The organism is Paenibacillus sp. FSL K6-1318 (assembly GCF_037976905.1).
Lineage (GTDB): Bacteria > Bacillota > Bacilli > Paenibacillales > Paenibacillaceae > Paenibacillus > Paenibacillus amylolyticus_A.
The window spans coordinates 5,221,864-5,246,111 of record NZ_CP150270.1; the positions used below are offsets into that span (position 1 = coordinate 5,221,864).

Annotated in this window: 17 protein-coding genes, 9 tRNA genes and 3 rRNA genes; 2 read left to right on the plus strand and 27 right to left on the minus strand. The window is 47.5% G+C overall.

Going from position 1 to position 24,248, the window contains the following annotated elements; all coding sequences use genetic code 11:
- Window positions 1-36: 36 nt before the first annotated feature.
- The gene (locus NYE45_RS23175) at window positions 37-276 is read right to left on the minus strand and encodes a post-transcriptional regulator (RefSeq protein WP_036617497.1); all 240 of its coding nucleotides are present in this window, start codon (window positions 274-276) and stop codon (window positions 37-39) included.
- Between the two features lie 227 nt (window positions 277-503).
- Between NYE45_RS23175 and spoVB the strand changes: the two genes are divergently transcribed.
- The gene (gene spoVB, locus NYE45_RS23180) at window positions 504-2,126 is read left to right on the plus strand and encodes a stage V sporulation protein B (protein WP_340014183.1); all 1,623 of its coding nucleotides are present in this window, start codon (window positions 504-506) and stop codon (window positions 2,124-2,126) included.
- 3 nt (window positions 2,127-2,129) lie between these two features.
- On the opposite strand, the gene NYE45_RS23185 is transcribed toward spoVB, so the two are convergent.
- A complete protein-coding gene (locus tag NYE45_RS23185) occupies window positions 2,130-2,888 on the minus strand; it encodes a DUF421 domain-containing protein (protein ID WP_340014185.1) in 759 nt (252 codons plus the stop codon).
- 181 nt (window positions 2,889-3,069) lie between these two features.
- Here NYE45_RS23185 and NYE45_RS23190 point away from each other — a divergent pair, with 181 nt between their 5' ends.
- Window positions 3,070-3,462 (plus strand): TIGR04086 family membrane protein, encoded by a 393-nt coding sequence (locus NYE45_RS23190; RefSeq protein ID WP_017686772.1) that lies wholly within the window; start codon window positions 3,070-3,072, stop codon window positions 3,460-3,462.
- 126 nt (window positions 3,463-3,588) lie between these two features.
- Here the strand turns inward: NYE45_RS23190 and yajC are convergent, their stop codons facing one another.
- From yajC to thrC, 25 genes are all read right to left on the minus strand, one after another.
- A complete protein-coding gene (gene yajC / locus NYE45_RS23195) occupies window positions 3,589-3,903 on the minus strand; it encodes a preprotein translocase subunit YajC (protein WP_062835898.1) in 315 nt (104 codons plus the stop codon).
- Between the two features lie 67 nt (window positions 3,904-3,970).
- Entirely contained in the window at window positions 3,971-5,107 is a 1,137-nt protein-coding gene (tgt, locus tag NYE45_RS23200; protein ID WP_036616872.1) for a tRNA guanosine(34) transglycosylase Tgt, read from the minus strand.
- Between the two features lie 84 nt (window positions 5,108-5,191).
- Window positions 5,192-6,220: a tRNA preQ1(34) S-adenosylmethionine ribosyltransferase-isomerase QueA gene (queA, locus tag NYE45_RS23205; protein ID WP_340014187.1), complete on the minus strand. Its 1,029-nt coding sequence runs from the start codon at window positions 6,218-6,220 to the stop codon at window positions 5,192-5,194.
- 7 nt (window positions 6,221-6,227) lie between these two features.
- Window positions 6,228-8,312 carry a SpoIID/LytB domain-containing protein gene (locus tag NYE45_RS23210; protein WP_340014188.1) on the minus strand — a complete coding sequence of 695 codons (2,085 nt, stop codon included), beginning with the start codon at window positions 8,310-8,312 and terminating at the stop codon, window positions 6,228-6,230.
- Window positions 8,313-8,419: 107 nt separating this feature from the next.
- Window positions 8,420-9,430 (minus strand): Holliday junction branch migration DNA helicase RuvB, encoded by a 1,011-nt coding sequence (gene ruvB, locus NYE45_RS23215; protein ID WP_062836164.1) that lies wholly within the window; start codon window positions 9,428-9,430, stop codon window positions 8,420-8,422.
- Window positions 9,431-9,485: 55 nt separating this feature from the next.
- Entirely contained in the window at window positions 9,486-10,100 is a 615-nt protein-coding gene (gene ruvA / locus NYE45_RS23220) for a Holliday junction branch migration protein RuvA (protein ID WP_036616866.1), read from the minus strand.
- Window positions 10,097-10,600, minus strand: coding sequence for a crossover junction endodeoxyribonuclease RuvC (ruvC, locus tag NYE45_RS23225; RefSeq protein ID WP_017686765.1), 504 nt, complete (start codon window positions 10,598-10,600; stop codon window positions 10,097-10,099). Before ruvC ends, ruvA begins: the two co-directional genes overlap by 4 nt.
- 304 nt (window positions 10,601-10,904) lie before the next feature.
- Entirely contained in the window at window positions 10,905-11,597 is a 693-nt protein-coding gene (locus NYE45_RS23230; RefSeq protein WP_340014189.1) for a BofC C-terminal domain-containing protein, read from the minus strand.
- A 205-nt stretch (window positions 11,598-11,802) separates the two neighbouring features.
- A tRNA-Pro gene (locus tag NYE45_RS23235) sits at window positions 11,803-11,876 on the minus strand.
- A 7-nt stretch (window positions 11,877-11,883) separates the two neighbouring features.
- Window positions 11,884-11,962, minus strand: a tRNA-Leu gene (locus NYE45_RS23240).
- A 16-nt stretch (window positions 11,963-11,978) separates the two neighbouring features.
- Window positions 11,979-12,055, minus strand: a tRNA-Arg gene (locus NYE45_RS23245).
- Window positions 12,056-12,061: 6 nt separating this feature from the next.
- A tRNA-Gly gene (locus tag NYE45_RS23250) sits at window positions 12,062-12,136 on the minus strand.
- Between the two features lie 24 nt (window positions 12,137-12,160).
- Window positions 12,161-12,238, minus strand: a tRNA-Asp gene (locus NYE45_RS23255).
- Window positions 12,239-12,265: 27 nt separating this feature from the next.
- Window positions 12,266-12,339: transfer RNA gene (locus NYE45_RS23260), tRNA-Met, on the minus strand.
- A gap of 17 nt (window positions 12,340-12,356) precedes the next feature.
- Window positions 12,357-12,432, minus strand: a tRNA-Val gene (locus tag NYE45_RS23265).
- A 7-nt stretch (window positions 12,433-12,439) separates the two neighbouring features.
- Window positions 12,440-12,511: transfer RNA gene (locus NYE45_RS23270), tRNA-Glu, on the minus strand.
- A gap of 4 nt (window positions 12,512-12,515) precedes the next feature.
- A tRNA-Asn gene (locus NYE45_RS23275) sits at window positions 12,516-12,591 on the minus strand.
- 84 nt (window positions 12,592-12,675) lie between these two features.
- A 5S ribosomal RNA gene (gene rrf, locus NYE45_RS23280) occupies window positions 12,676-12,792 on the minus strand.
- A gap of 184 nt (window positions 12,793-12,976) precedes the next feature.
- A 23S ribosomal RNA gene (locus NYE45_RS23285) occupies window positions 12,977-15,903 on the minus strand.
- Window positions 15,904-16,296: 393 nt separating this feature from the next.
- Window positions 16,297-17,849 (minus strand): 16S ribosomal RNA (locus tag NYE45_RS23290).
- Together the 16S, 23S and 5S rRNA genes with 9 tRNA genes alongside form the textbook arrangement of a ribosomal RNA operon.
- Before the next feature lie 595 nt (window positions 17,850-18,444).
- Window positions 18,445-20,073: a LysM peptidoglycan-binding domain-containing protein gene (locus tag NYE45_RS23295; protein ID WP_340014190.1), complete on the minus strand. Its 1,629-nt coding sequence runs from the start codon at window positions 20,071-20,073 to the stop codon at window positions 18,445-18,447.
- 194 nt (window positions 20,074-20,267) lie between these two features.
- Window positions 20,268-21,152, minus strand: a complete 885-nt coding sequence (gene ilvE / locus NYE45_RS23300; RefSeq protein WP_017692630.1) for a branched-chain-amino-acid transaminase — start codon at window positions 21,150-21,152, stop codon at window positions 20,268-20,270.
- A gap of 148 nt (window positions 21,153-21,300) precedes the next feature.
- The gene (gene pheA / locus NYE45_RS23305; protein ID WP_047841177.1) at window positions 21,301-22,173 is read right to left on the minus strand and encodes a prephenate dehydratase; all 873 of its coding nucleotides are present in this window, start codon (window positions 22,171-22,173) and stop codon (window positions 21,301-21,303) included.
- Window positions 22,170-23,138 (minus strand): homoserine kinase, encoded by a 969-nt coding sequence (gene thrB, locus NYE45_RS23310; protein WP_340014191.1) that lies wholly within the window; start codon window positions 23,136-23,138, stop codon window positions 22,170-22,172. The genes pheA and thrB overlap by 4 nt, the downstream gene beginning before the upstream one ends.
- On the minus strand, window positions 23,135-24,205 hold the full coding sequence (gene thrC, locus NYE45_RS23315; protein ID WP_036605915.1) for a threonine synthase: 1,071 nt from the start codon (window positions 24,203-24,205) through the stop codon (window positions 23,135-23,137). Before thrC ends, thrB begins: the two co-directional genes overlap by 4 nt.
- Between the last annotated feature and the right edge of the window lie 43 nt (window positions 24,206-24,248).

The following is a 24,248-nucleotide window of genomic DNA, read 5'->3' on the forward strand; positions in this document are numbered from 1 at the left end:
AAGCAGTCAATTTTCAACAAAAAAGATCCCTTTCGTCTAGAAAGAGGACCCCCGGTATGCAGACACGGTCATAAAGTTCATAAAGCTTGTTGCTTTCAGTGACAAAATGTCGTTCACCAGCTGGTGAAGCGGTGGAATGCCCTGTTTTTCATATTTATGACTGACGCAATTCCAGACATCTTTGCTGGTGACATATTCGTAACCGACAAGCCTTAATTCCTCCGCCTTGCTACGGCAGAGCATCTCTATTGACTGTTCCAACTCCACATCATTCATTTCTTCCAACGGGGAGCCTCCCTTCGTACATCCAAGCCTTTATGCGGCATCAATATTACATGATTCGACTTCGCCTGATCATATTCCTTCTTGCTGGTTATGGTTCTTTTTGTTAATCGTGTCCAAGTTGTCATGAGAAGATAAAGGACTGGCATAGGATGAAGAACAACGGCTTTGTCCCGTTTATGATGATAACCTGTACTTTCAACCGGGAAAGAGGGGTAGTCTTGAAGAAACAGACATTTATCCAGGGGGCCATGATCCTGCTCGCGGCAGGCATAATTAATCGAATACTTGGTTTCATCCCGCGCATTGCGCTGCCACGAGTCATTGGTGCAGAAGGTGTTGGCATCTACCAATTGAGCTATCCCTTTTTTATCGTACTGGTGACATTAATTACGGGTGGTATTCCGCTCGCAGTAGCCAAGCTCGTAGCCGAAGCTGACACTGGTGCCAATCGTTATTCCCCCCAGCGCATCCTGCAAATAAGCTTAAGCTTCACGCTGACGCTGGGTGTAGTTTTCATGTTTTTATGTATCATATTTGCACCATGGGTTACCAAGTACGTGCTTACAGATGAACGGGTGTACCATACGTTCGTTAGTATGAGCCCCATGATTGCCATTATCGCCGTATCTGCCGTCTACAGAGGGTACTTCCAGGGCAAGCAAAATATGATGCCTACTGCCATTTCATCCATTGTTGAAACCATCATTCGTATCGTCTGTGTCATCTGGTTTGCTTGGCTTCTTCTCCCCCACGGTATTGCCCAGGCTGCTGCTGGTGCCATGCTGGGCGCACTCGTTGGAGAATTCGGCGGTATGCTTGTTTTATTGTGGAAGTATAGCAGACAGAAGAAAGAATTACCGCTAGCCACGCAACAAAACATGTCCAATCTTTCAGCCAAGCCTATAACCACAGTTCCCCCAGCTATGAAAGATACAGGTAACCCACAGCCCGGATTAATTCGGCGTTTGCTTGCGATTTCTGTTCCGGTTACAGCAGGTAGACTGGTTGGCTCCTTATCCTATCTTGCTGAGACTATTGTTACCGCCCAGAGTCTGGCTCTGGCAGGTATATCTAAGGGACTTGCCACAGCGCAGTATGGTGCACTACAAGGAATGATTATCCCTTTACTTCTGCTACCAGGAGCACTAACCTCATCGCTCGCGACATCACTTGTGCCTTCACTATCCGAAGCTTCTGCTCAGGGAGATCGCGCACTGATTCACAAAAGAATGCATCAGGCATTACGCTTGGCACTTGTGACAGGTGCTCCGTTTTCCGTGTTTATGTATGTGCTTGCCGAACCGATGTGTCTTGTTCTGTATAATGATGCATCGATTGGAAGCATGCTGAAGCTAATGGCTCCTTTTGCTTTGTTCATTTATATTCAAGCCCCTCTACAAGCTGCATTGCAAGCCCTTGACCGTCCGGGTAAAGCACTGCTGAATACATTTATCGGTGCTGTCATCAAAATCACGTTGATTTTAATGCTCGCTTCCCGGCCTGAATATGGCATCTTCGGTGCGGTCATCGCCATCTGTGTGAATTCTACTGTGGTGACCCTGTTACATGCCCAAAGCGTGCGTAGTCTACTACAATTCCGCTTTAAGATCATGGATTGGGTCAAAACGGGGGCCGGCATGTTTATTATGGGAGCAGCCACCCTGCTGGTATATGAAGAGACTGCCATGATATTGCCTTTCTGGGTCCGGATGCTTCTCGCGCCTTTCGTTGGCCTCATTGTATATTTCATCGTTATGGGCTGGACCAAAATGATTGACTTCCATGATCTGTCCCGTGCTCCTTTTATAGGTTCATGGTTCAAGCGTCGGTCAGGCAAATGAATTTCATTTTTTATCATCTTTTGGACTTACATACACCTTGCCATTGTGATCGATAGAACATATAAACACATCTTTAAAATCCATAATTCCGTTATGCTGAATTTGATTTTTTAGCCAAAATCTCGTTTTCTGGATGAGTTCCAGATTCTGATCCTGGACCTTGCCGTCCATAATCAAGGGCAGTGGCAGACCTTCGTATTTGATATTTGGAAATCCATCAATCTGATCTTTTCCTGTTTTGGATTTACTGGAAGAAGACTCGTCTGATTCAGATCCGGAAGAACTGCTGTCGTTAGAAGCATTCTGGTCTTTGGGAAAAACGGTCAGCTTACCTGTGGTCTCCAAAATGGCGAAATCCACCTCACCGATACTGTCTACATTCTGTTCTCGGAGTTGTAGCAACAGATCATCCAGGTTATATCGCTGCTTGCGCATCTCATCCCGATGAAGAACGCCTTTGGAGATCAATACCGTAGGTTTACCATCAATCATCAAACGAAGTCTTCGACTCTTCAAACCGACAAAGGCCATTCCGATTTGCACGATAATGACCGTCAGCATGGGAGCAATGCCATGAGACAGAGGTTTATCTATATCTTCAATGACAAAGGCAGCCATCTCTGCGAGCATAATCGACACGACCAGATCAAACATGGATAGCTTACCGATCTCACGTTTACCCATAACCCGAATAGCACAATACACAAGAAAGTACATGAGAATGGTTCGAAAGATATGTGCTCCGACATCAGGGAAGTTCACAATAGGGGTCCTCCTTCGAAACTGAGTTTTTGGCAGTTAACTGTAGTGCAATCCCTATTTTGACCTGAACCTTACATGCTCATCCAGAAATAATCCGTTCATTTAATGGAAATCAGTTCATAAGTCCGAAGGCTTGACCATACACTGTATTAACTTCAAACTTGTACAAGGGGGTTGCTTCATGCAATTGATCCGCCGCTTGGTTTCGTTTCGAGTGTCCAATCCGATTCTGTCAGGCCTCTGTCAGGCTTTTGTATGGATGTTTATCGGAGCATTAATTCTCTCCCTCTTTCTCTGGATGAGCGGAATGCGGGAACAGGACCTCTCGTTGTATACCTATGTTGTTCATGGCTTGTCGTTATTGGTTGGTGGTTTTGTGGCAGGCAAACGTTCTGGTGAAAAAGGATGGTACTACGGAGGAATTACCGGAATCGTATATGGACTCCTCGTGCTGTTGATCGGATTTCTCGCGTTGGACGCTTCGTTTAATTGGAAAGATAGTTTGCAACTGCTCAGCGCCTTCTTCATCTCAGCTCTCGGTGGCATGTTCGGCGTTAATACGCATCGTTCCTAGCTGACTGGCGAAGAACATCGACCTTCCCACATAAAACAAAAAAGAGAACCGGGTCTCCATGGAGATCCGGTTCTCTTCTAGGGAATACGCCACAAACGTACCCTCGTTAATCTATGTTACAGTACCCTATTCAACAGCCGTTTCACGAGCTACAGCCGTGCTAATTGCATTACGGTCAAACGTAAGCTTAGTTACATCATTTACACGCAATACAACCACATCGTCCGTAATCTCAGCGATCGTACCGTGAAGGCCACCAATCGTTACAATTTTATCGCCTTTTTTCAATTGGCTCAGCATGGAATTACGTTGCTTTTGCTTTTTGTTCTGTGGACGAATCATCAAGAAGTAGAAAATTGCAACCATGAGTACCAAAGGTACAATCAAGGATACAATGCCTCCGCCCGCTTGTGCTCCTGCTAGAGTCATTCCCTGAAACATTTAAACTCCCCCTTATCGACTATACGTACAGATATTGCTTGTTACGCCGGTTTCCTTTAAACCTTAATCAGAAACCTTTGTCATTGTCATGAAGACCATATTGATCGAAAAATTCATCCCGGAAATCAAGCAAACGATCTTCCATAATGGCTTTACGTACATTACGCATCAAATTCTGCAAGAAATGAAGATTATGGATTGTCGTCAAACGCAGGCCAAATGTTTCATCTGCTTTGATCAAATGACGCAGGTAAGCTCTGGAATAGTTGCGACAAGTGTAGCAATCACATTCAGGGTCAAGTGGCCCAAAATCAGTTGCAAACTTGGCATTGCGAACTACCAGACGTCCTTGGCTGGTCATTGTTGTTCCGTTACGGGCAATCCGAGTAGGCAGAACACAATCGAACATGTCCACTCCACGAATTGATCCCTCAATCAACGCATCGGGCGAACCTACCCCCATCAAATAACGTGGTTTATTGGACGGCAACAAAGGTAACGTGTAATCCAATACACCATACATCAAATGTTTCGGTTCTCCAACACTCAGTCCACCAATAGCATACCCCGGGAAATCCATGGAAGTCAAATCTGCGGCGCTCTGACGGCGAAGATCTTCATGCATGCCTCCCTGTACGATGGCAAACAGACCTTGATCATGCGGACGAGCGTGACTTTCGAGACAACGTTCCGCCCAGCGGCTCGTTCTTTCGAGTGATTTTTTGACATATTCATATTCAGCCGGATACGGTGGACATTCATCAAAAGCCATCATAATATCGGAGCCAAGTGCATTCTGGATTTCCATGGCCACTTCAGGTGAAAGGAACTTCTTGTCTCCATTCAAGTGGGAGCGGAAGTTAACGCCTTCCTCCGTAATTTTGCGCATCTCGCTGAGCGAGAATACTTGGAATCCGCCGCTGTCCGTCAGAATTGGACGATCCCAGTTCATGAACTTGTGCAATCCGCCAGCTTCGCGAATGATTTCATGTCCTGGTCTCAGAAACAGATGATACGTATTACTCAAGATAATCTGAGCATCCATTTCTTTCAACTCTTCAGGGCTCATTGTTTTGACAGTCGCCTGGGTACCTACAGGCATAAAGGTCGGTGTCTCAATAATACCGTGAGGTGTATGTACACGTCCCAGACGTGCACCGGATTGTTTACAAGTTTTGATATGTTCATACGTAATTGCTGCCATTGGTTTTAATCATCCTCTAAAGTTAATCGTTATTCTAATGAAGCAATTTCATAATACCTTTATTAGTGAGTTATGAAATTGCTTCTAGTATATCAACATGGCATCGCCGAAGCTGAAGAAACGGTATTGCTCTTGGATGGCTTCCTCATATGCCTGCATAATATGTTCTCTTCCTGCAAGTGCACTAACCAACATCACCAACGTGGATTTGGGGAGATGAAAATTCGTAAGCATCCCATCGATCACTTTGAAGGAATAGCCTGGATAGATGAAAATACTCGTCCATCCGCTGCTCGCTTGCAGTAATCCATTCTCGAATTTGCTCCCCACCGTTTCCAAAGTCCGGCAGCTTGTTGTACCAACCGCAAAAACACGGTGTCCATTCGCTTTGGTCTGGTTAATCAGGTCTGCTGTTTCTTGTGACAAGGAGTAATACTCCTCATGCATGACATGATCTTCTACAACGTCTACCGACATCGGTCTGAACGTGCCCAGTCCTACATGAAGCGTGATGAAGGCGACATTAACGCCCTTTGCACGAATCTGATCCAACAATTCATCCGTAAAATGTAGTCCCGCTGTTGGTGCAGCAGCCGATCCTTCATGCTTGGCATACACGGTCTGATACCGCTCGCGGTCATCCAATGTCTCTTTGATATAAGGTGGCAATGGCATCTCGCCCAGACGGTCCAGAATCTCCTGGAAGATTCCGTCATACGTAAACGTGAGTGTACGTGCACCCATCTCGCCCTCTTCTTCTATAATCGCCTTCAGTTCATCACCGAATACGATGATCGAACCGGCTTTCAGTTTTTTACCTGGCTTAACGAGTGCTTCCCACTTGTCGCCTTCCACATTTTTAAGCAATAACACTTCTGCTTTTGCTCCGGTATCTTCTTTTGTACCGAACAGACGGGCTGGAAGAACACGTGTATCATTCAGAATCAATGTATCGCCAGAATTCAGAAAGTCGATAATATCAGGAAACGTTTGATGATTAATCTCACCACTATCTTTGTTCAAAGTCAGCAACCGAGATGCCGTGCGATCAAGCAGCGGCGTTTGTGCAATCAATTGCTCTGGTAATTCAAAATCATATAAGTTCACATTCATTTTAGTTTCATTCCTTAACAATAGTCGCATTTTGATAATAGTGTTTCAATATTGCCTGGTAATCATACCCTTCATCTGCCATGCCTTTGGCTCCCCATTGGGACAAGCCCAATCCGTGGCCATTACCCTGACCGATGAACATGTAGGTCTGACCCTGCGTTACCGCTCTCGCTTGACCATCACCACTCATAACCACAAGTGCATTACCGGATGACGTTCCTGTGCCAGAAGAAGACAATACAGAGGCACCATTTGAGCCGGTTTTACTGGCTGTTTTGCCGTCAGCGCCTAATACAGTATAACTTCCGGTCCCTGCAATATCAAATAAAGTGCTCGGTAATCCACCCAGCGCAGAGCGGTAGGTATCAGCATATTTCACCGTCATAGCCTGTCCGTTGGCAGTGACTTCAAGTGCTCTTCCGGAAGGTCCACGCTTGGTTACTTCCAAGGTTGAGATTGAAGCAGGAACAGATGCTGTCGTTTTACCCTGAAGAGATTTAACCAACTGAGCTGAAGTGAAAGGTCCTCTCACCCAGGCGTAGTCATTGGATTGAGCCACTTTTGCCAGTACAACAGCTTCGTTACCTGGATTCATTTTGGCTACGGGTTCAACGGTGGATTGAATTAACGGAATGGCACGTACATTGGTGTTCTGAGCCGTTACCGTCACTTTGGCCAGTCCTGCATTGGTCTTGGTCGTTAATTCTTTGATGTTATCCTCACGAATGTACCCGCTAACGCCTGAACTCAGCAGCACATGGTACCACGTATGTAATCCTGCCTGGGCTGATGTATCCCCTGAGCTAACCACATTGGTGAATACACCTGCTCCGCCGTTCCATACCTCAGAAGGATGAGCCGTCTGTCCGCCCGCATTGGAGGAGAACACAGCTTCGATGATTTTACCACCGCTCTTGACCACTTCTCCAGCCGTTGCATCTACTGCACTGGTTACTTTATCGTTTTCCGAACCAATCCCGTTATAGGCTTGGCTGAGAGTTGTATCCACGACATTTGCAATTTTGAAACGTTCACCCTGTTGAAGCGCGTAGGATCGAGCAGCTACGGCTTGAACTTTCAGAGCCTCAGCAGGCCAAGAGGAATACACCTCTGCCCCTACAACAGAGTACAGGTATTGCTCCAGTGGAACGACGTTGACCAACGCCAAATCACCGCTCACAATACTGATTTCCATATCTCCACGATACGTTCGCTGGGAACGCTCCACTACTTTGATACCATTGCTATATCCTTGTACCAATGCTTTGGCTTCAGTACCTGCAATGGTGTAATGCGGAGCTGTTTTGAGTGCATCCGTACTTAATCCGGCATCCTGACGGATGATGAGCCCTGCACTATTGTTGACAGGTGAAAGGCTTACCCCCGGAGCTTTGGCTTCCACACTTTTCTTCAATGTGGATAATTCCGCATCCGTAGAAGCTTCACCCACCCATACCGCATATGCTTGACTTCCCCCACTTAATTGAAGGACTGGATAGGCACTAACTCCTGTTGATAAAAGGCTGGCTTGTGCTGCCTCTGCTTCCTGAATCGAACCATAGGTTCCAGCAGACAGGCGTTTACTTCCCGTTACAGCTGGCTTTTGACCAGCCAATTGAGCTGCTGCTACCTTTTGTACTCGTGTAACAGCTTGTCCTGCCAGTGCCTCCGTTGCATAGTTACCTGTGTAGAGCTGATACATGGCATTTCCATTCACAGACGTTGTGAACAGCAACGGCTTGTCTGCGGTTGCCTGCAACAATTTTGCTGCTGCGGATGCTGCCTTAAAGTCCGCAGTTTCCAACACCTTCACTCGGAATCCATCTGCACTGAAACGGACTTGCCCTGCCGGAAGGCTTACATTTGCGCCACTCTCCGATTGGATGCTCCATTGTCCCGTCGATTCAAGCGTAATGAGTGGTGTAGTTGATTTATACGTACTACCCAGATTCGCAAACATGGCTACCCGGATCGTCTGTCCATCATTTCCTGCTGCATATGCAGGCACTTGCAGACAACCCACTGTCAAAAGAGCTGCCGCCAGTACCTTCAATCGACGACTCCACTTCTTCGTTCGTATTGCTTTTCCCACAATCAGACTCCTCTCCAGGCATTTCCTTCACTTTTATATCGGGTTAACACGTGATTATTTCAATGTTTGCGGTGAATGTTCAAATCGTGAATGTTAACCAGGTTTGATTATTTCCCGTCTCTTGGTGGAACAGGCAGACCCAAGTGATGATAGGCGAGATCTGTTACAATCCTACCCCTTGGTGTACGCTGAATCATACCAATCTGAAGCAGATACGGTTCATATACATCTTCGATCGTTTGACTTTCTTCACCGATTGTAGCAGCAATGGTATCCAACCCTACCGGGCCTCCCCGGAAGCTGTTGATCATCGATTTGAGCATCTTATGATCAATCTCATCCAGGCCACGTGGATCAATCTGGAGACGTTGCAGCGCTTCTTCCGCCAGTGTCTGCGTTATGATCCCATCACCACGTACCTGTGCAAAGTCACGTACTCGTTTTAGCAAACGGTTCGCGATCCTCGGTGTCCCACGAGAGCGCAATGCAATCTCTTCCGCAGCATCTCCCACAATCTCCACACCCAAAATTTCGGTAGAGCGTGAGACGATATAAGCCAGCTCATCAACTGTATAGAATTCCAGGCGACTGATAACACCAAATCGGTCTCGAAGTGGCGCAGACAGCAAACCAGCACGCGTTGTAGCCCCAATCAGAGTGAATGGTGGCAGATCCAGCCGAACGGAACGTGCACTTGGACCTTTACCAATCATAATATCCAATGCCGAATCTTCCATAGCGGGGTACATAACTTCTTCAACCGTACGATGCAAACGATGAATCTCATCAATAAACAGGACGTCGCCTTCCTGCAGATTGGTTAACAATGCTGCAAGATCACCCGGGCGTTCAATGGCCGGGCCCGACGTCGTTCGTAAGTTAACGCCCAATTCGTTGGCAATAATATTGGCAAGTGTTGTTTTACCAAGTCCAGGTGGTCCATATAACAAAACGTGATCCAATGCCTCATTACGAAATTTGGCAGCTTCAATATATATCTTTAAATTTTCCTTCACCTGATTCTGCCCAATATATTCATTCAGATACCGGGGACGAAGGCTCAACTCAACATTCTGGTCCTCCATCATCAGGTTCGCGGAAATAATCCGATCATCCATGTTCATCCCTACCTTTTTTTGCAGGCTACAGCTATATTATAATATGCAAATTGTGTTATCCCGTAAACAGCATTTGCAGCGCCTTTTTCATTAACACATCAACGGAATCCGCTGTAGTAACATCCTTTTTCAATTTGAGCCATACTTTATCAAGCTCACTGTCAGTATACCCAAGTGCCTTGAGACCTTCACGTGCCTCATCCCAGGCTGAACCACTTCCCGACTCTTCCGATGGAGGAGCGAACAAACCTGTTGCATAGGCAGCCGCGCCAAAACTATCCAGCTTATCCTTGAGATCCAGGATCATGCGTTGTGCAGTCTTCTTGCCGATACCTGGCAATTTGGTCAAAAACGTCAGATTTTCCTGGTAAATCGCCGTAACCACATGTTCTGGTGTACCTCCAGCGAGTATGCCCAAAGCTACTTTTGGCCCGATACCAGATACTTCAATCAGTTTACGGAATAAACGCTGTTCATCCCGTGTAACAAATCCAAACAGCAACATCGCATCCTCACGCACATGATGGTGAGTGTACACCGTAATTTCGCCTTCTTGCTTCGCAAACGCAAATGGATTCGGACAGAAAACGCGATACCCCACACCATGAACATCCAGCACAATATAATCATTCTCTACATGAATGAACTGTCCTCTTAGAAAATCAATCATTTTCGCAATACCTCATTCAACTTGGAATTTAATGTATAAGAGTGTGCGTGGCACACGGCTACAGCCAATGCATCCGCTACGTCATCCGGCTTAGGAACGACTTGAAGACGCAAGAACATTTTGACCATCTCCTGTACTTGCTTCTTCTCTGCTTTACCGTACCCAACAACGGCCTGCTTGATCTGCATTGGCGTATACTCTGCAATAGGCAAACCCTTCTGCGCCGCAGCGAGAACCATGACGCCTCTAGCCTGACTGACAGACATCGCTGTTGTAACGTTCCGATTGAAAAAAAGTTTCTCCAACGCTACTGCGTCCGGTTTGTATTTATCAATCAATTGCACCATACCTTCATATACGTGAAGCAACCGTTCCTCTTCAGGGGTATGAGCTTCTGTCTGAATACATCCATATTGTACGGGTACCACCTTACTGCCGATTTTATCCACAAAACCAAAACCAACAATCGCAATCCCCGGGTCAATTCCCAAAAAACGCAAAACCATCTCTCCCTCACAAAAGCGAACATATGTATCGTTCATTTCATTATAACAAAAGATAGACCCTACGGCAGGAAAAACTTTGTCTAACCGATTACTCGTCTTTATTCGTGTATTTTTTACATGTTTATACGTATTTTCATGTATTTCAATTCAAACGACAAAAAGGACATCTCTTCGATGTCCTCATCACAATCCACATATTTTGGGGTCTATCCCTAGTTTCGCAACTCCCCAATGCTATTGCTATACACCATCTTTTCAGTACTACAGCATCTTATTGCTGTAGTAGAGAACGATTGGATTACCCGCCATTGCGGATTAGATGATGGTCCTCATCCACTGCATAGTCACTAAACGTAGAGATTACGCTGTCATATTCATCCTTGTCCTGAATCCGAATACCCTGCTGCAATTGCTCCAGCACGCCTTCAGGCAGAGAACTCTCCAACGTCCCAACATCCAATTGAAAGAACGTACGAATGACCTTCTCTTCTGCTGGCTTACCCTCATACAAATTAAGATTACCTACAGCATCTATGCTGATGTACGCCTGCTGTTTACAGAGCGGTGAAAGGTCATCTACACGTTGCTTCAAGTGAAGCTCGTCTGTTGCTCCAACCGTAGCATCCCATTCCGGATGTTGAGCCAGCAGCATCTTCAATTGTGGTCTAGCCATCTTGCCTAACTGCTCTGTCTCCACTCCACAGATGTACTGTGTTTCCAAAACCACATTCGTTAAATGATCCGGATCAGCATCAAGTTGCTCTACTAGCGCCTGAATCTCCTGTTCAGATCTTGTTTCCTGCGTAACAGGTCCCATCACACTGGTTGCCTCACTAAAATTAGTTGTCAGCAAACGCTCTATCGCCGATGAGATGGACAACCCGCTGTAAGCCAATATCGTAACCGCAAGCAAAGCCGCCGTCATCCATAATGTTCGTTTCCACCGTCGCCAGCGTCTCTTGAATTGTTTTCTGAAGTTAAACGTGTTCACATGAACCCCTTCTATCACTTTTTAAACCTATTGTGACCTAAAGAACGAGGCTTTATGCAATACTAACTCGTAGTCTGGTGAGGGAACTCGCATGTGTTATGTTAGAGCACATATTGTGATAGTATCCGACTAATATTGATCGTAACTTATAAAGATAAATATAAAAAAAAGTACTATCTATTAATTAGATAGTACTTTTTCGAGATCGGGATGACACGATTTGAACATGCGACCCCCTGGTCCCAAACCAGGTGCTCTACCAAGCTGAGCTACATCCCGTTATATATACCGGCGAGAGGACTCGAACCTCCACGGTTTCCCACTCGATTTTGAGTCGAGCGCGTCTGCCATTCCGCCACGCCGGCAAATTTGAAGTTATAATGGCGCGCCCTGAGAGATTCGAACTCCCGGCCTTTTGATTCGTAGTCAAACGCTCTATCCAGCTGAGCTAAGGGCGCAAAAATTGGAGCGGAAGACGGGAATCGAACCCGCGACCCTCGCCTTGGCAAGGCGATGCTCTACCGCTGAGCCACTTCCGCATGCGGTACTAATAAGTATAAAAATGGCGGAACCGACGGGATTCGAACCCGCGATCTCCTGCGTGACAGGCAGGCATGTTAGGCCAACTACACCACGGTTCCAGATCACTTTCTCTAAGGAAAGTATAATTGCGGGGGCAGGATTTGAACCTGCGGCCTTCGGGTTATGAGCCCGACGAGCTACCGGGCTGCTCCACCCCGCGTCGTTATAAAAGTTATATGGTGGAGGCTGAGGGGATCGAACCCCCGACCCTCTGCTTGTAAGGCAGATGCTCTCCCAGCTGAGCTAAGCCTCCATCTATATGACCCGTAGGGGATTCGAACCCCTGTTACCTCCGTGAAAGGGAGGTGTCTTAACCCCTTGACCAACGGGCCTTACTGGCTCCCCGAACAGGGCTCGAACCTGTGACAACTCGATTAACAGTCGAGTGCTCTACCAACTGAGCTATCAGGGAATAATATGCATTTGCAGTGCAAATGCAATTCATCGTACAACGTCCACATGCAGAGCCTGTTTACTATGTATGATGAAAGAGTTCGCTTGGCGGCGTCCTACTCTCCCAGGACCCTGCGGTCCAAGTACCATCGGCGCTAGAGGGCTTAACGGTCGTGTTCGGGATGGGTACGTGTGGAACCCCTCCGCCATCGCCACCAAACGAGCATTTGTGTAACAAATGCGTTCGCGTTCCATTCGGTCCGACACGGCTGTGTGGATGAATGGTTCAGCGCATATGGAACTGAAAATCATACACACGTTCTGTGATGTACCAATTTTCATTTCAGAGTGTTATTCTCTGAAAACTAGATTCGAAACGAAACATGCGAATTATCACTTGCTAATTGGATAAGCCCTCGACCGATTAGTACTGGTCAGCTCCATGCATTGCTGCACTTCCACCCCCAGCCTATCTACCTCGTCGTCTTCAAGGGGTCTTACATACTGGGAAATCTCATCTTGAGGGGGGCTTCACGCTTAGATGCTTTCAGCGTTTATCCCGTCCGTACATAGCTACCCAGCGGTGCTCCTGGCGGAACAACTGGTACACCAGCGGTACGTCCATCCCGGTCCTCTCGTACTAAGGACAGCTCCTCTCAAATTTCCTACGCCCACGACAGATAGGGACCGAACTGTCTCACGACGTTCTGAACCCAGCTCGCGTACCGCTTTAATGGGCGAACAGCCCAACCCTTGGGACCTACTTCAGCCCCAGGATGCGATGAGCCGACATCGAGGTGCCAAACCTCCCCGTCGATGTGGACTCTTGGGGGAGATAAGCCTGTTATCCCCAGGGTAGCTTTTATCCGTTGAGCGATGGCCCTTCCATGCGGTACCACCGGATCACTAAGCCCGACTTTCGTCCCTGCTCGACTTGTAGGTCTCGCAGTCAAGCTCCCTTATGCCTTTGCACTCTTCGAATGATTTCCAACCATTCTGAGGGAACCTTTGGGCGCCTCCGTTACTCTTTAGGAGGCGACCGCCCCAGTCAAACTGCCCACCTGACACTGTCCCCGCACCGGATTACGGTACCAGGTTAGAACCTAGATACGATCAGGGTGGTATCCCAACGTTGCCTCCATGGAAGCTTGCGCTCCCACTTCAAAGGCTCCCACCTATCCTGTACAGATCGTACCCAAATTCAATATCAAGCTGCAGTAAAGCTCCATGGGGTCTTTCCGTCTTGTCGCGGGTAACCTGCATCTTCACAGGTATTAAAATTTCACCGGATCTCTCGTTGAGACAGCGCCCAAGTCGTTACGCCATTCGTGCGGGTCAGAATTTACCTGACAAGGAATTTCGCTACCTTAGGACCGTTATAGTTACGGCCGCCGTTTACTGGGGCTTCGGTTCACAGCTTCGGATTGCTCCTAACCACTCCCCTTAACCTTCCAGCACCGGGCAGGCGTCAGCCCGTATACTTCGCCTTACGGCTTCGCACAGACCTGTGTTTTTGCTAAACAGTCGCTTGGGCCTTTTCACTGCGGCCCCCTCGTGCTATTCACACTACCGGGGCACCCCTTCTCCCGAAGTTACGGGGTCATTTTGCCGAGTTCCTTAACGAGAGTTCTTCCGCGCGCCTTAGAATACTCTTCTCGCCTACCTGTGTCGGTTTGCGGTACGGGCACCATCACCTGGCTAGAGGCTTTTCTTGGCAGTGTGAGATCATGACCTTCGCTACTGTAATTTTCACTCCCCATCACAGCTCAGCCTTAATGATGTGCGGATTTGCCTACACATCAGCCTTACTGCTTGGACAGACATCCATCAGTCTGCGTCACTACCCTACTGCGTCCCCCCATTGCTCATAACGGCTTACGGTGGTACAGGAATTTCGACCTGTTGTCCTTCGACTACGCCTTTCGGCCTCGCCTTAGGTCCCGACTTACCCTGAGCGGACGAGCCTTCCTCAGGAACCCTTAGGCTTTCGGCGGATCAGATTCTCACTGATCTTTTCGTTACTCATACCGGCATTCTCACTTGTATAATGTCCAGCGCTCCTTACGGTACACCTTCAACCCTTATACAACGCTCCCCTACCCCTGATGCAAAGCATCAAGCCATAGCTTCGGTGGTGTGTTTAGCCCCGTTACATTTTCGGCGCAGAGTCACTCGACCAGTGAGCTATTACGCACTCTTTCAATGGTGGCTGCTTCTAAGCCAACATCCTGGTTGTCTGTGCAACTCCACATCCTTTCCCACTTAACACACACTTGGGGACCTTAGCTGATGGTCTGGGCTGTTTCCCTTTTGACAATGGATCTTAGCACTCACTGTCTGACTCCCGGAAGTAAGTCTATGGCATTCGGAGTTTGACTGAGCTTGGTAACCCTTGCGGGCCCCGCACCCAATCAGTGCTCTACCTCCACGACTCTGTTTTCCGAGGCTAGCCCTAAAGCTATTTCGGGGAGAACCAGCTATCTCCGAGTTCGATTGGAATTTCTCCGCTACCCCCACCTCATCCCCGCATTTTTCAACATGCGTGGGTTCGGGCCTCCAGTGCGTGTTACCGCACCTTCACCCTGGACAGGGGTAGATCACCCGGTTTCGGGTCTACGTCCACGTACTACATCGCCCTATTCAGACTCGCTTTCGCTGCGGCTCCGGCTCTTCACCTTAACCTTGCACGGGAACGTAACTCGCCGGTTCATTCTACAAAAGGCACGCCATCACCCCTAAAACGGGCTCTGACTTTTTGTAAGCACACGGTTTCAGGTTCTATTTCACTCCCCTTCCGGGGTGCTTTTCACCTTTCCCTCACGGTACTGCTTCACTATCGGTCGCTAGGAAGTATTTAGCCTTGGCAGATGGTCCTGCCGGATTCATACGGGGTTTCACGTGCCCCGCACTACTCGGGATCCGTCTCGGAGGGAACAGACTTTCAACTACAGGGCTTTTACCTTCTTTGGCGGGCCTTTCCAGACCTCTTCGCTTAACCGGTTCCTTTGTAACTCCATGTGAGACGTCCCACAACCCCAAAGAGCAAGCTCTCTGGTTTGGGCTTCTCCGCGTTCGCTCGCCGCTACTGACGGAATCACTATTGTTTTCTCTTCCTCAGGGTACTTAGATGTTTCAGTTCCCCTGGTATGCCTCACACTAACCTATGTATTCAGTTAGGTGTAACTGGAAATTACCCCAGCTGGGTTTCCCCATTCGGACACCCCCGGATCAAAGCTTGCTTACAGCTCCCCGAGGCAGTTTCGTTGTTCGCCACGTCCTTCATCGGCTCCTAGCGCCTAGGCATCCTCCGTGTGCTCTTAGTAGCTTAACCATATCGCTCGTGTTCGAGCTGTCACTCCGCTTGGTTTGCTTGCGCAAATCCAAAAGTCGTTCCATTTCGATCACTCGCTCATGCAATCTACCTTATAAAAACACTTCACTTGTTTACACAAGATTAGCTTAAAGGAATGTTCTAATTCGCGTTTGTTTCGTTTCGATATCTAGTTTTCAAAGAACAAATCGTTTCGTTCGGGCCGTTCACGGATGTGTCGGTCGAACTAACGAGAAGTTTGAGAGTTTGAGCTCTCAAAACTGAGCAACGAGTGAGTAGTTTGTGCTTTTCATTTCATCTACACCGAAGTGATGGACCAAAATGAATCGCTGTTGCAGGTTCTAAGAACCTGCTTATTTGAATGTTTCCGTTACAGGAAACGATTCTCCATAGAAAGGAGGTGATCCAGCCGCACCTTCCGATACGGCTACCTTGTTACGACTTCACCCCAATCATCTATCCCACCTTCGGCGGCTGGCTCCTTGCGGTTACCCCACCGACTTCGGGTGTTATAAACTCTCGTGGTGTGACGGGCGGTGTGTACAAGACCCGGGAACGTATTCACCGCGGCATGCTGATCCGCGATTACTAGCAATTCCGACTTCATGCAGGCGAGTTGCAGCCTGCAATCCGAACTGAGACCGGCTTTGTTGGGATTGGCTCCATCTCGCGATTTCGCAGCCCGTTGTACCGGCCATTGTAGTACGTGTGTAGCCCAGGTCATAAGGGGCATGATGATTTGACGTCATCCCCACCTTCCTCCGGTTTGTCACCGGCAGTCTATCTAGAGTGCCCATCCGAAATGCTGGCAACTAAATATAAGGGTTGCGCTCGTTGCGGGACTTAACCCAACATCTCACGACACGAGCTGACGACAACCATGCACCACCTGTCTCCTCTGTCCCGAAGGAAAGATACATCTCTGTACCGATCAGAGGGATGTCAAGACCTGGTAAGGTTCTTCGCGTTGCTTCGAATTAAACCACATACTCCACTGCTTGTGCGGGTCCCCGTCAATTCCTTTGAGTTTCAGTCTTGCGACCGTACTCCCCAGGCGGAGTGCTTAATGTGTTAACTTCGGCACCAAGGGTATCGAAACCCCTAACACCTAGCACTCATCGTTTACGGCGTGGACTACCAGGGTATCTAATCCTGTTTGCTCCCCACGCTTTCGCGCCTCAGCGTCAGTTACAGCCCAGAGAGTCGCCTTCGCCACTGGTGTTCCTCCACATATCTACGCATTTCACCGCTACACGTGGAATTCCACTCTCCTCTTCTGCACTCAAGTCACCCAGTTTCCAGTGCGATCCGGGGTTGAGCCCCGGGATTAAACACCAGACTTAAATGACCGCCTGCGCGCGCTTTACGCCCAATAATTCCGGACAACGCTTGCCCCCTACGTATTACCGCGGCTGCTGGCACGTAGTTAGCCGGGGCTTTCTTCTCAGGTACCGTCACCTTGAGAGCAGTTACTCTCCCAAGCGTTCTTCCCTGGCAACAGAGCTTTACGATCCGAAAACCTTCATCACTCACGCGGCATTGCTCCGTCAGGCTTTCGCCCATTGCGGAAGATTCCCTACTGCTGCCTCCCGTAGGAGTCTGGGCCGTGTCTCAGTCCCAGTGTGGCCGATCACCCTCTCAGGTCGGCTACGCATCGTCGCCTTGGTGAGCCGTTACCTCACCAACTAGCTAATGCGCCGCAGGCCCATCCCCAAGTGACAGATTGCTCCGTCTTTCCAGTTCTCTTCAGGCGAAGAAAACAACTATTCGGTATTAGCTACCGTTTCCGGTAGTTGTCCCAAACTTGAGGGCAGGTTGCCTACGTGTTACTCACCCGTCCGCCGCTAACCATCAGAGAAGCAAGCTTCTCTTCAAGTCCGCTCGACTTGCATGTATTAGGCATGCCGCCAGCGTTCGTCCTGAGCCAGGATCAAACTCTCCAATAAAGATGAATTTCGATAGCGCGGTTAAACGCTATGAAAATCATCTCAGTATTTGAAAAGAGCGATAAGCTCATTTTGAATCTGACGAGATTAAAAATCTCTTTTTTTGCTTCGAAATCATACAGTCCGAAGACTTGTACCAATTTTTCAGCGTCGATCTTGCAAGCAAGATCGTTACTCACTCGTTGTTCAGTTTTCAAAGATCAAACTTGTTTCATCATTTCTTGTGTTTCCCGTGTCAGCCGTGTGTTTCAGCGGCGACTTAAATAATATATCATACGGTTGAATCTAATGCAACAGTTTTTTTCATTTCTTTTCTTTCGTAGTTTTGCACCAGCTAAAGCGATCGTATCCGTACCCTAACTTGTCTATCATAAATAGTGTGCTCATAGGGTACAAATATTTTAACACAATTATGAAAGGGTTTACAATACTTTAGCAATAAAATGCCCTCATCAATCCTGAACAGCCATATCTCCGTTATGCTTACGTGAGTCAATCTATACTCAAACAAACGATAAGCCAGCTCTCTATTACAGAGCTGGCTTCCCGCTGATATAACAATTCCCCTGCTTCTTCAACAATCGCAACTTCTAAGTTAGTTTTGTATCCATGGATTACGACGCTTTTTATTTGATTTCCGCTGGTTGGAAGTAGTGGCACTCTCTCTGGATGTTTTCCCAGACACGGATACCTTGGATTTATTCTTCAGAGGAGCCTTAGTTGTTCTACGTTTCGCAGCTGTCGGCTTATTCCCGGCTTGCTTGGACTTCGCCTCCGAATCCGCTCCAGCCTCTTCAAGCGCTACCTGACTTAAGTTTGCGTCGTCACGCCCCCCTTTTTTCCCCCCCTTACCTTGGCCTTGTGGAGGGTACAATTCACCAAAAGCACCAAGCGGGGATGGCAGAACCATGTTCTGCGTTGGATACGGGTTCTGGTAAGCATATTCAATAGGTTGGTTTGGCATCGTTGATGTAGACATTTCAGGTGGCATACCGTACGAAGGACCATACATATTCCAAGCCGGATCCTGATAACCATGAGAAGGATAAGTATACTGAGGCACATGTGTATGTGAACCACATCCGCATGGAGGGTAAGGAAGCATCGAATATGGGGATATAAAAGGTGGCTGATGATTCATATGACTAGGTGCGACATACGATGGGAATGGACTATTCACATGGCCAGCTGGCGATATTGGAAATGAATTGTTTTGCATTTCTGGGGACAAATTTGGCACAACGTTGTTGTGATTATGGCTCTGCTCCGCCCCAGTCCAAGGACTGTTCGGCAGATTACTGCCACTATAAGGACTAACTTCCGGAATCCCTGGAAACGGTGCATTGTTGCTCGCTCCTGCCGTGTACATGTCTTGCTGAGCACCATACACCTCTTGTACAGGGACTGGGATTTGAACATAAGGATGCTCCGCTGGCGCATGATGCAACTTATTACCACAACCGCAAGGTTTTTTCGTTGCTGGTGCAACCTCAGCTGGAGACTTTGTATTAGGCATTACAGGCAAAGGCATAATTTCAGGCGAAAGATTGGGGATTGTGTATTTCTTGGATTCTGCTACCGGTTTTACATGAACTTCAGGTTTAACCTCTTCCTTTTTGTGCGTTTCCTTTTCAGGCTTCACTTCAGGAAGTTCAGGCAACTGTGGCAGTGCCTCCAGTTCAGGCTTCACATTCGGCTTTACCGGGTTGGCTGGTGGTGGTACAGGCACTGGGACAGGAACTGGAACCTCTGCTACTGGAGCAGGAGGAGCTGGTGCAACTGGCGCCGGTGGTTCCGGTTCTTTGACTCCTGTGTATTCTTTACCTTCAGGTGACAGCTTTTCATGAGCAGCAATGTTACTGGCACCTGAATTAGATGTGCCGCTTCCTTGTGCGTGCATCGATGGAATATAAACAGTCTCTCCCACCAGCAAAGCGTTCGGATTTTTTAACTGTGGATTGGCATTGATCATATCTTTTAAAGGAACTCCCCAGGCTTGTGACAACTTCCATAACGAATCTCCTTGCTGAACCTTGTGACTGTGCAGCACGCCTTCCGGTTTCGGTGTTACTGGCTCTGCAGGGATTTTAACCTTCATACCAATATCCAACTTGTCGGGATTTGTGATTTGCGGATTAGCCGCGATTAATTTGTCCAGCGCTACATTGTATTTTTGGGACAGCAGATATAATGTGTCGCCTTTTTTCACCATGTGTATTTTCACAGGGAACTAACCTCCTAGACGTCATACTTGGGCAGTACATTCGCCCATACCGTTACTACATCCTATGCAGAAACCGGGCTAATGACATCAACTAAACAAAAAAAATCCTCCTGTCTCTAAAATCCCCATACGCTAGGTATGCTGAATTTTATCGGACAAGGAGGATTCCTGTTCCCTATGCTATTCGCTCAAACTTAAGATTCCCACACTTTATAGCCATCTTTGTCAACAATCTGACGGAATGCTTCCAGCAGTCTCAGCGTTACCGGACCTGCTACACCCGTACCAATTGTTCTTCCATCGACTTCATATGCAGCGATAACTTCTGCAGCTGTCCCGGTGAAAAAGACTTCGTCTGCGATATACACATCATGCAGGGTGAATGGCACTTCTTTTAATTCAAGCTCCAGTTCGCCACATAGATCAATAATCGCTTGACGTGTAATCCCTTCAAGTGCTCCGAGATAACAAGGTGGCGTATACACTACACCATTTTTGATGATGAAGATGTTATCACTTGAACCCTCAGTTACGTAACCTTGGGAATTCAGCATAATTGCTTCACCAGCACCTGAATAGTTAGACTGGATTTTAACCAGGATGTTATTCAGATAGTTTAACGATTTAATTTTCGGATTCAATGCGTCCGGAATGTTCCGGCGTTGGGATACAGAAACTGCTTTCAATCCAGTAAGATAAGCTTCCTCCGGATAGATCGCCAATTGCTCAACAATGATGATTACGGATGCCTTGGGGCAACGTAACGGGTCCAACCCCAGATTACCAGGGCCACGCGATACAATAAGACGAATATAACCATTACGCATATCATTGCGGCGCACCGTTTCAGCCATGACTTCCAGCATCTCATCAATGGACAGCGGAATGTTCAAACTAATGGATTTTGCCGAATCATACAAACGATCCAAGTGGGCCTTACATCTGAAAATGTTTCCGTTATAGATCCGAATACCTTCGAAAATCCCGTCTCCATACAAAAATCCATGATCATATACCGAAACGGTTGCGTTCTCCTTGGTCACATACTGACCATCCAAATAGATCCATTGTTCTGCCACCGATGACTGCACCTCCATAAAATATCCATTCCCTAATCTCCGAAACGTTATTAACCCGTCCATTGTACACCAAATGACAAGCCATTACTCGCTCATTTTACCCCGACTTATGACAACCTTCTAACATTCCCAAACACCATCAGGTCAATTATCTCGAAGGATATGTATAACAAGGATAGCTACCCAGAACGCGCACTTGACAATTCAATGCTTCAATCTCTGCCATGGCTGCGGTAAGCAATACCGAATCGACCGTTTCCACAACATCAATGTAAAAATAGTAACTGCCCAATCGTTTCTTCGTTGGACGAGATTCGAGACGGGTCAAGTTCAGCTTCCGCCATGCAAAAGCCGACAATACCTGATGCAACGCACCCGGTGCATCTTCTGGCAACGTCACCAGCAAGCTGGTTTTTACATGATCCGGTTCACGTGGAATGTTCACAGGTTCATGGCCGATGAGCACAAAACGGGTGTAGTTGTTGTCATGATCTGTAACCCGTTCAGCCATAATGTCCAGACCATGCTTCTGAGCAGCAAGCTTGGTACCAATCGCTACCCAGCCCTTACCCGGATTTTTTTTCACAATTTCTACAGCTTCGGCTGTACTGTTCACACCTTCAAGGTCGGCCCCAGGCGAATGCAGCCGAATAAAATTCTGACACTGCGGAATAGCCACAGGGTGAGACATAATCTTGGTAATTCTACCAAAGTCATACTCGCCACTCTCTGTCTTAAACTCCGAGCCATGTCCAATCACATTCTGGATGGATGGGTATACCCACTCCGCTTGCATCGGAATGTCCACCTCGTTCACAAGCCAGTCCATATGAAGACTAACGGAACCTTCAATGGTATTTTCAATTGGAATGACACTGTATTGTGCAATCCCGCTATCCGTTGCTCTAAACACATCCGAAATCAGCTTGGAATGAAGCAAATCTAATGGTTCCCCGTTGAAAAGGAAATCAATTGCCTCATGAGAGACTGAGCCTTCAGGTAATACTGCAATTCGTTTCATGCATTAACTTCCCCTTTGATTCTGTCCAAAAAAGGACGTTCGTCTTGATCAGGCAGCACGGTTACACCGTCCAAATCCGGATCGAGCCACAGTGCAGAAGCAGATATGCACTCCCGCTCCATGGTGTCCAGCAAATATTGTTCCAATTCCGCTTTCCGGGTGTCATGACGATCTACCAAAGTCAATACGGTCGGTCCAGCTCCGCTCAGGGCAGCTCCCAAAGCTCCATGATCGACAGCGTATTCCAATATTTCAGCCATGCCTGGTACCAATGATGCCCGGTATGGTTGGTGAATTCGATCTGACATCGCCTTCTGAATCATGTCCAGTCGTCCACTTGCCAAAGCTGCAACGAGCAGCGAGGATCTGCTAATGTTATGCACGACATCAGACATGCCAAATTGCTCTGGAATCACATTTCTTGCTTTTGAAGTAGACAGCTGGAATTCAGGTACAATAACCAAAGCTTGCAGATCTTGATGTGGCTCAATGCGTATATGATCTACCCGCTCACCATCCCATGCAGCTGTAATAATACCGCCATATAGAGATGCACCCACATTATCAGGATGTTTCTCAAGGGATGTGGCCATATCCAGAAGCTTGGCATCGGATAATGGAGCGCCAATTAATGCATTCGCTGCCGCCAGTGCACCAACGATGGCCGATGCACTGCTCCCGAGTCCCCGCGTAAGCGGAATATCGGAATACATGGAAATCTCCAATTCAGGTACGGATACCCCAGCTTCATTGAATACCATCTGTGCAACTTCGTAGATCAAATTCGATTTATCTGTTGGCAGGCCTGTCAAATGATTGCCGTAAAGATGAAATGACGTCTGTTCGGCAGGTTTCATTTCCAACCAGGCATACAAAGACAATGCCATGCCCAGGGTATCAAACCCCGGACCGAGATTGGCTGTGCTTGCAGGTATTTTTACGGTTACTTTTTCACGCAAACTCATACAGATTGCTGCTCCAGTTGTGCAATGGCCGCCATTACTGCTTCTTCCGTATCTTCAACAACAAGTGGCTCAGTCGCTACCGTTTTGATTGCAATATTAGGATCTTTCAGGCCATTACCTGTCAGCACACAAACTACAGTCTCTCCGCCTTTAAAGTACCCTTCACTCTTCAGTTTGTATACACCTGCAAGGGAAGCGGCAGAAGCAGGTTCTGCAAAAATCCCTTCACGAGAAGCAAGTGTACGATATGCAGTCAGGATTTGTTCATCTGTTACATAGTTAATCTGTCCGCCAGATTCCTCAGCTGCAGCTACTGCTGTTTTCCAGCTTGCCGGATTACCAATCCGAATCGCTGTTGCCACCGTTTCAGGTTCAAGGATTGGCTCACCTTTGACAATAGCCATCGCACCTTCAGCTTCGAAACCAACCATGCGTGGCAGCGTGTTGGATTTGCCTGCCTCTTTATATTCTTTGAAACCTTTCCAATAAGCCGAGATATTACCCGCATTACCGACTGGAATAGCCAGAACGTCCGGTGCTTCCCCAAGTTGTTCAATAACTTCAAACGCCGCTGTCTTCTGTCCTTCAATCCGGAATGGATTCACAGAGTTTACAAGCGTGATTGGATGTTTGGCTGTAATCTCACGCACAATCTCCAATGCTCGGTCAAAGTTACCATTGATCGCAATCACTTTAGCTCCATAGATCATAGCTTGGGCGAGTTTACCCAGTGCAATGTTGTTATTCGGGATCAGCACGATACAATTGAGACCACCACGTGCGGCATAGGCCGCTGCAGCTGCTGACGTATTACCTGTAGATGCACACATGATCGTACGGCTGCCTTCTTCCATGGCTTTGGCAACAGCCATAACCATTCCGCGGTCTTTGAAAGAACCTGTAGGGTTCAACCCTTCATACTTGAAGTAAACATTTAAGCCGAGTTCCTCCGACAGATTCTCTGCGTGAATCAAAGGTGTGTTTCCTTCCTGAAGCGTAAGCAGGGGTGTATTTTCGTTAACTGGAAGGTGCTCTCTGTACGTTTGCAAAAGTCCTTGATATCTCATTGTGGGTAAACTCCTTTATGTTTTAATAAATCTGAAATGATGA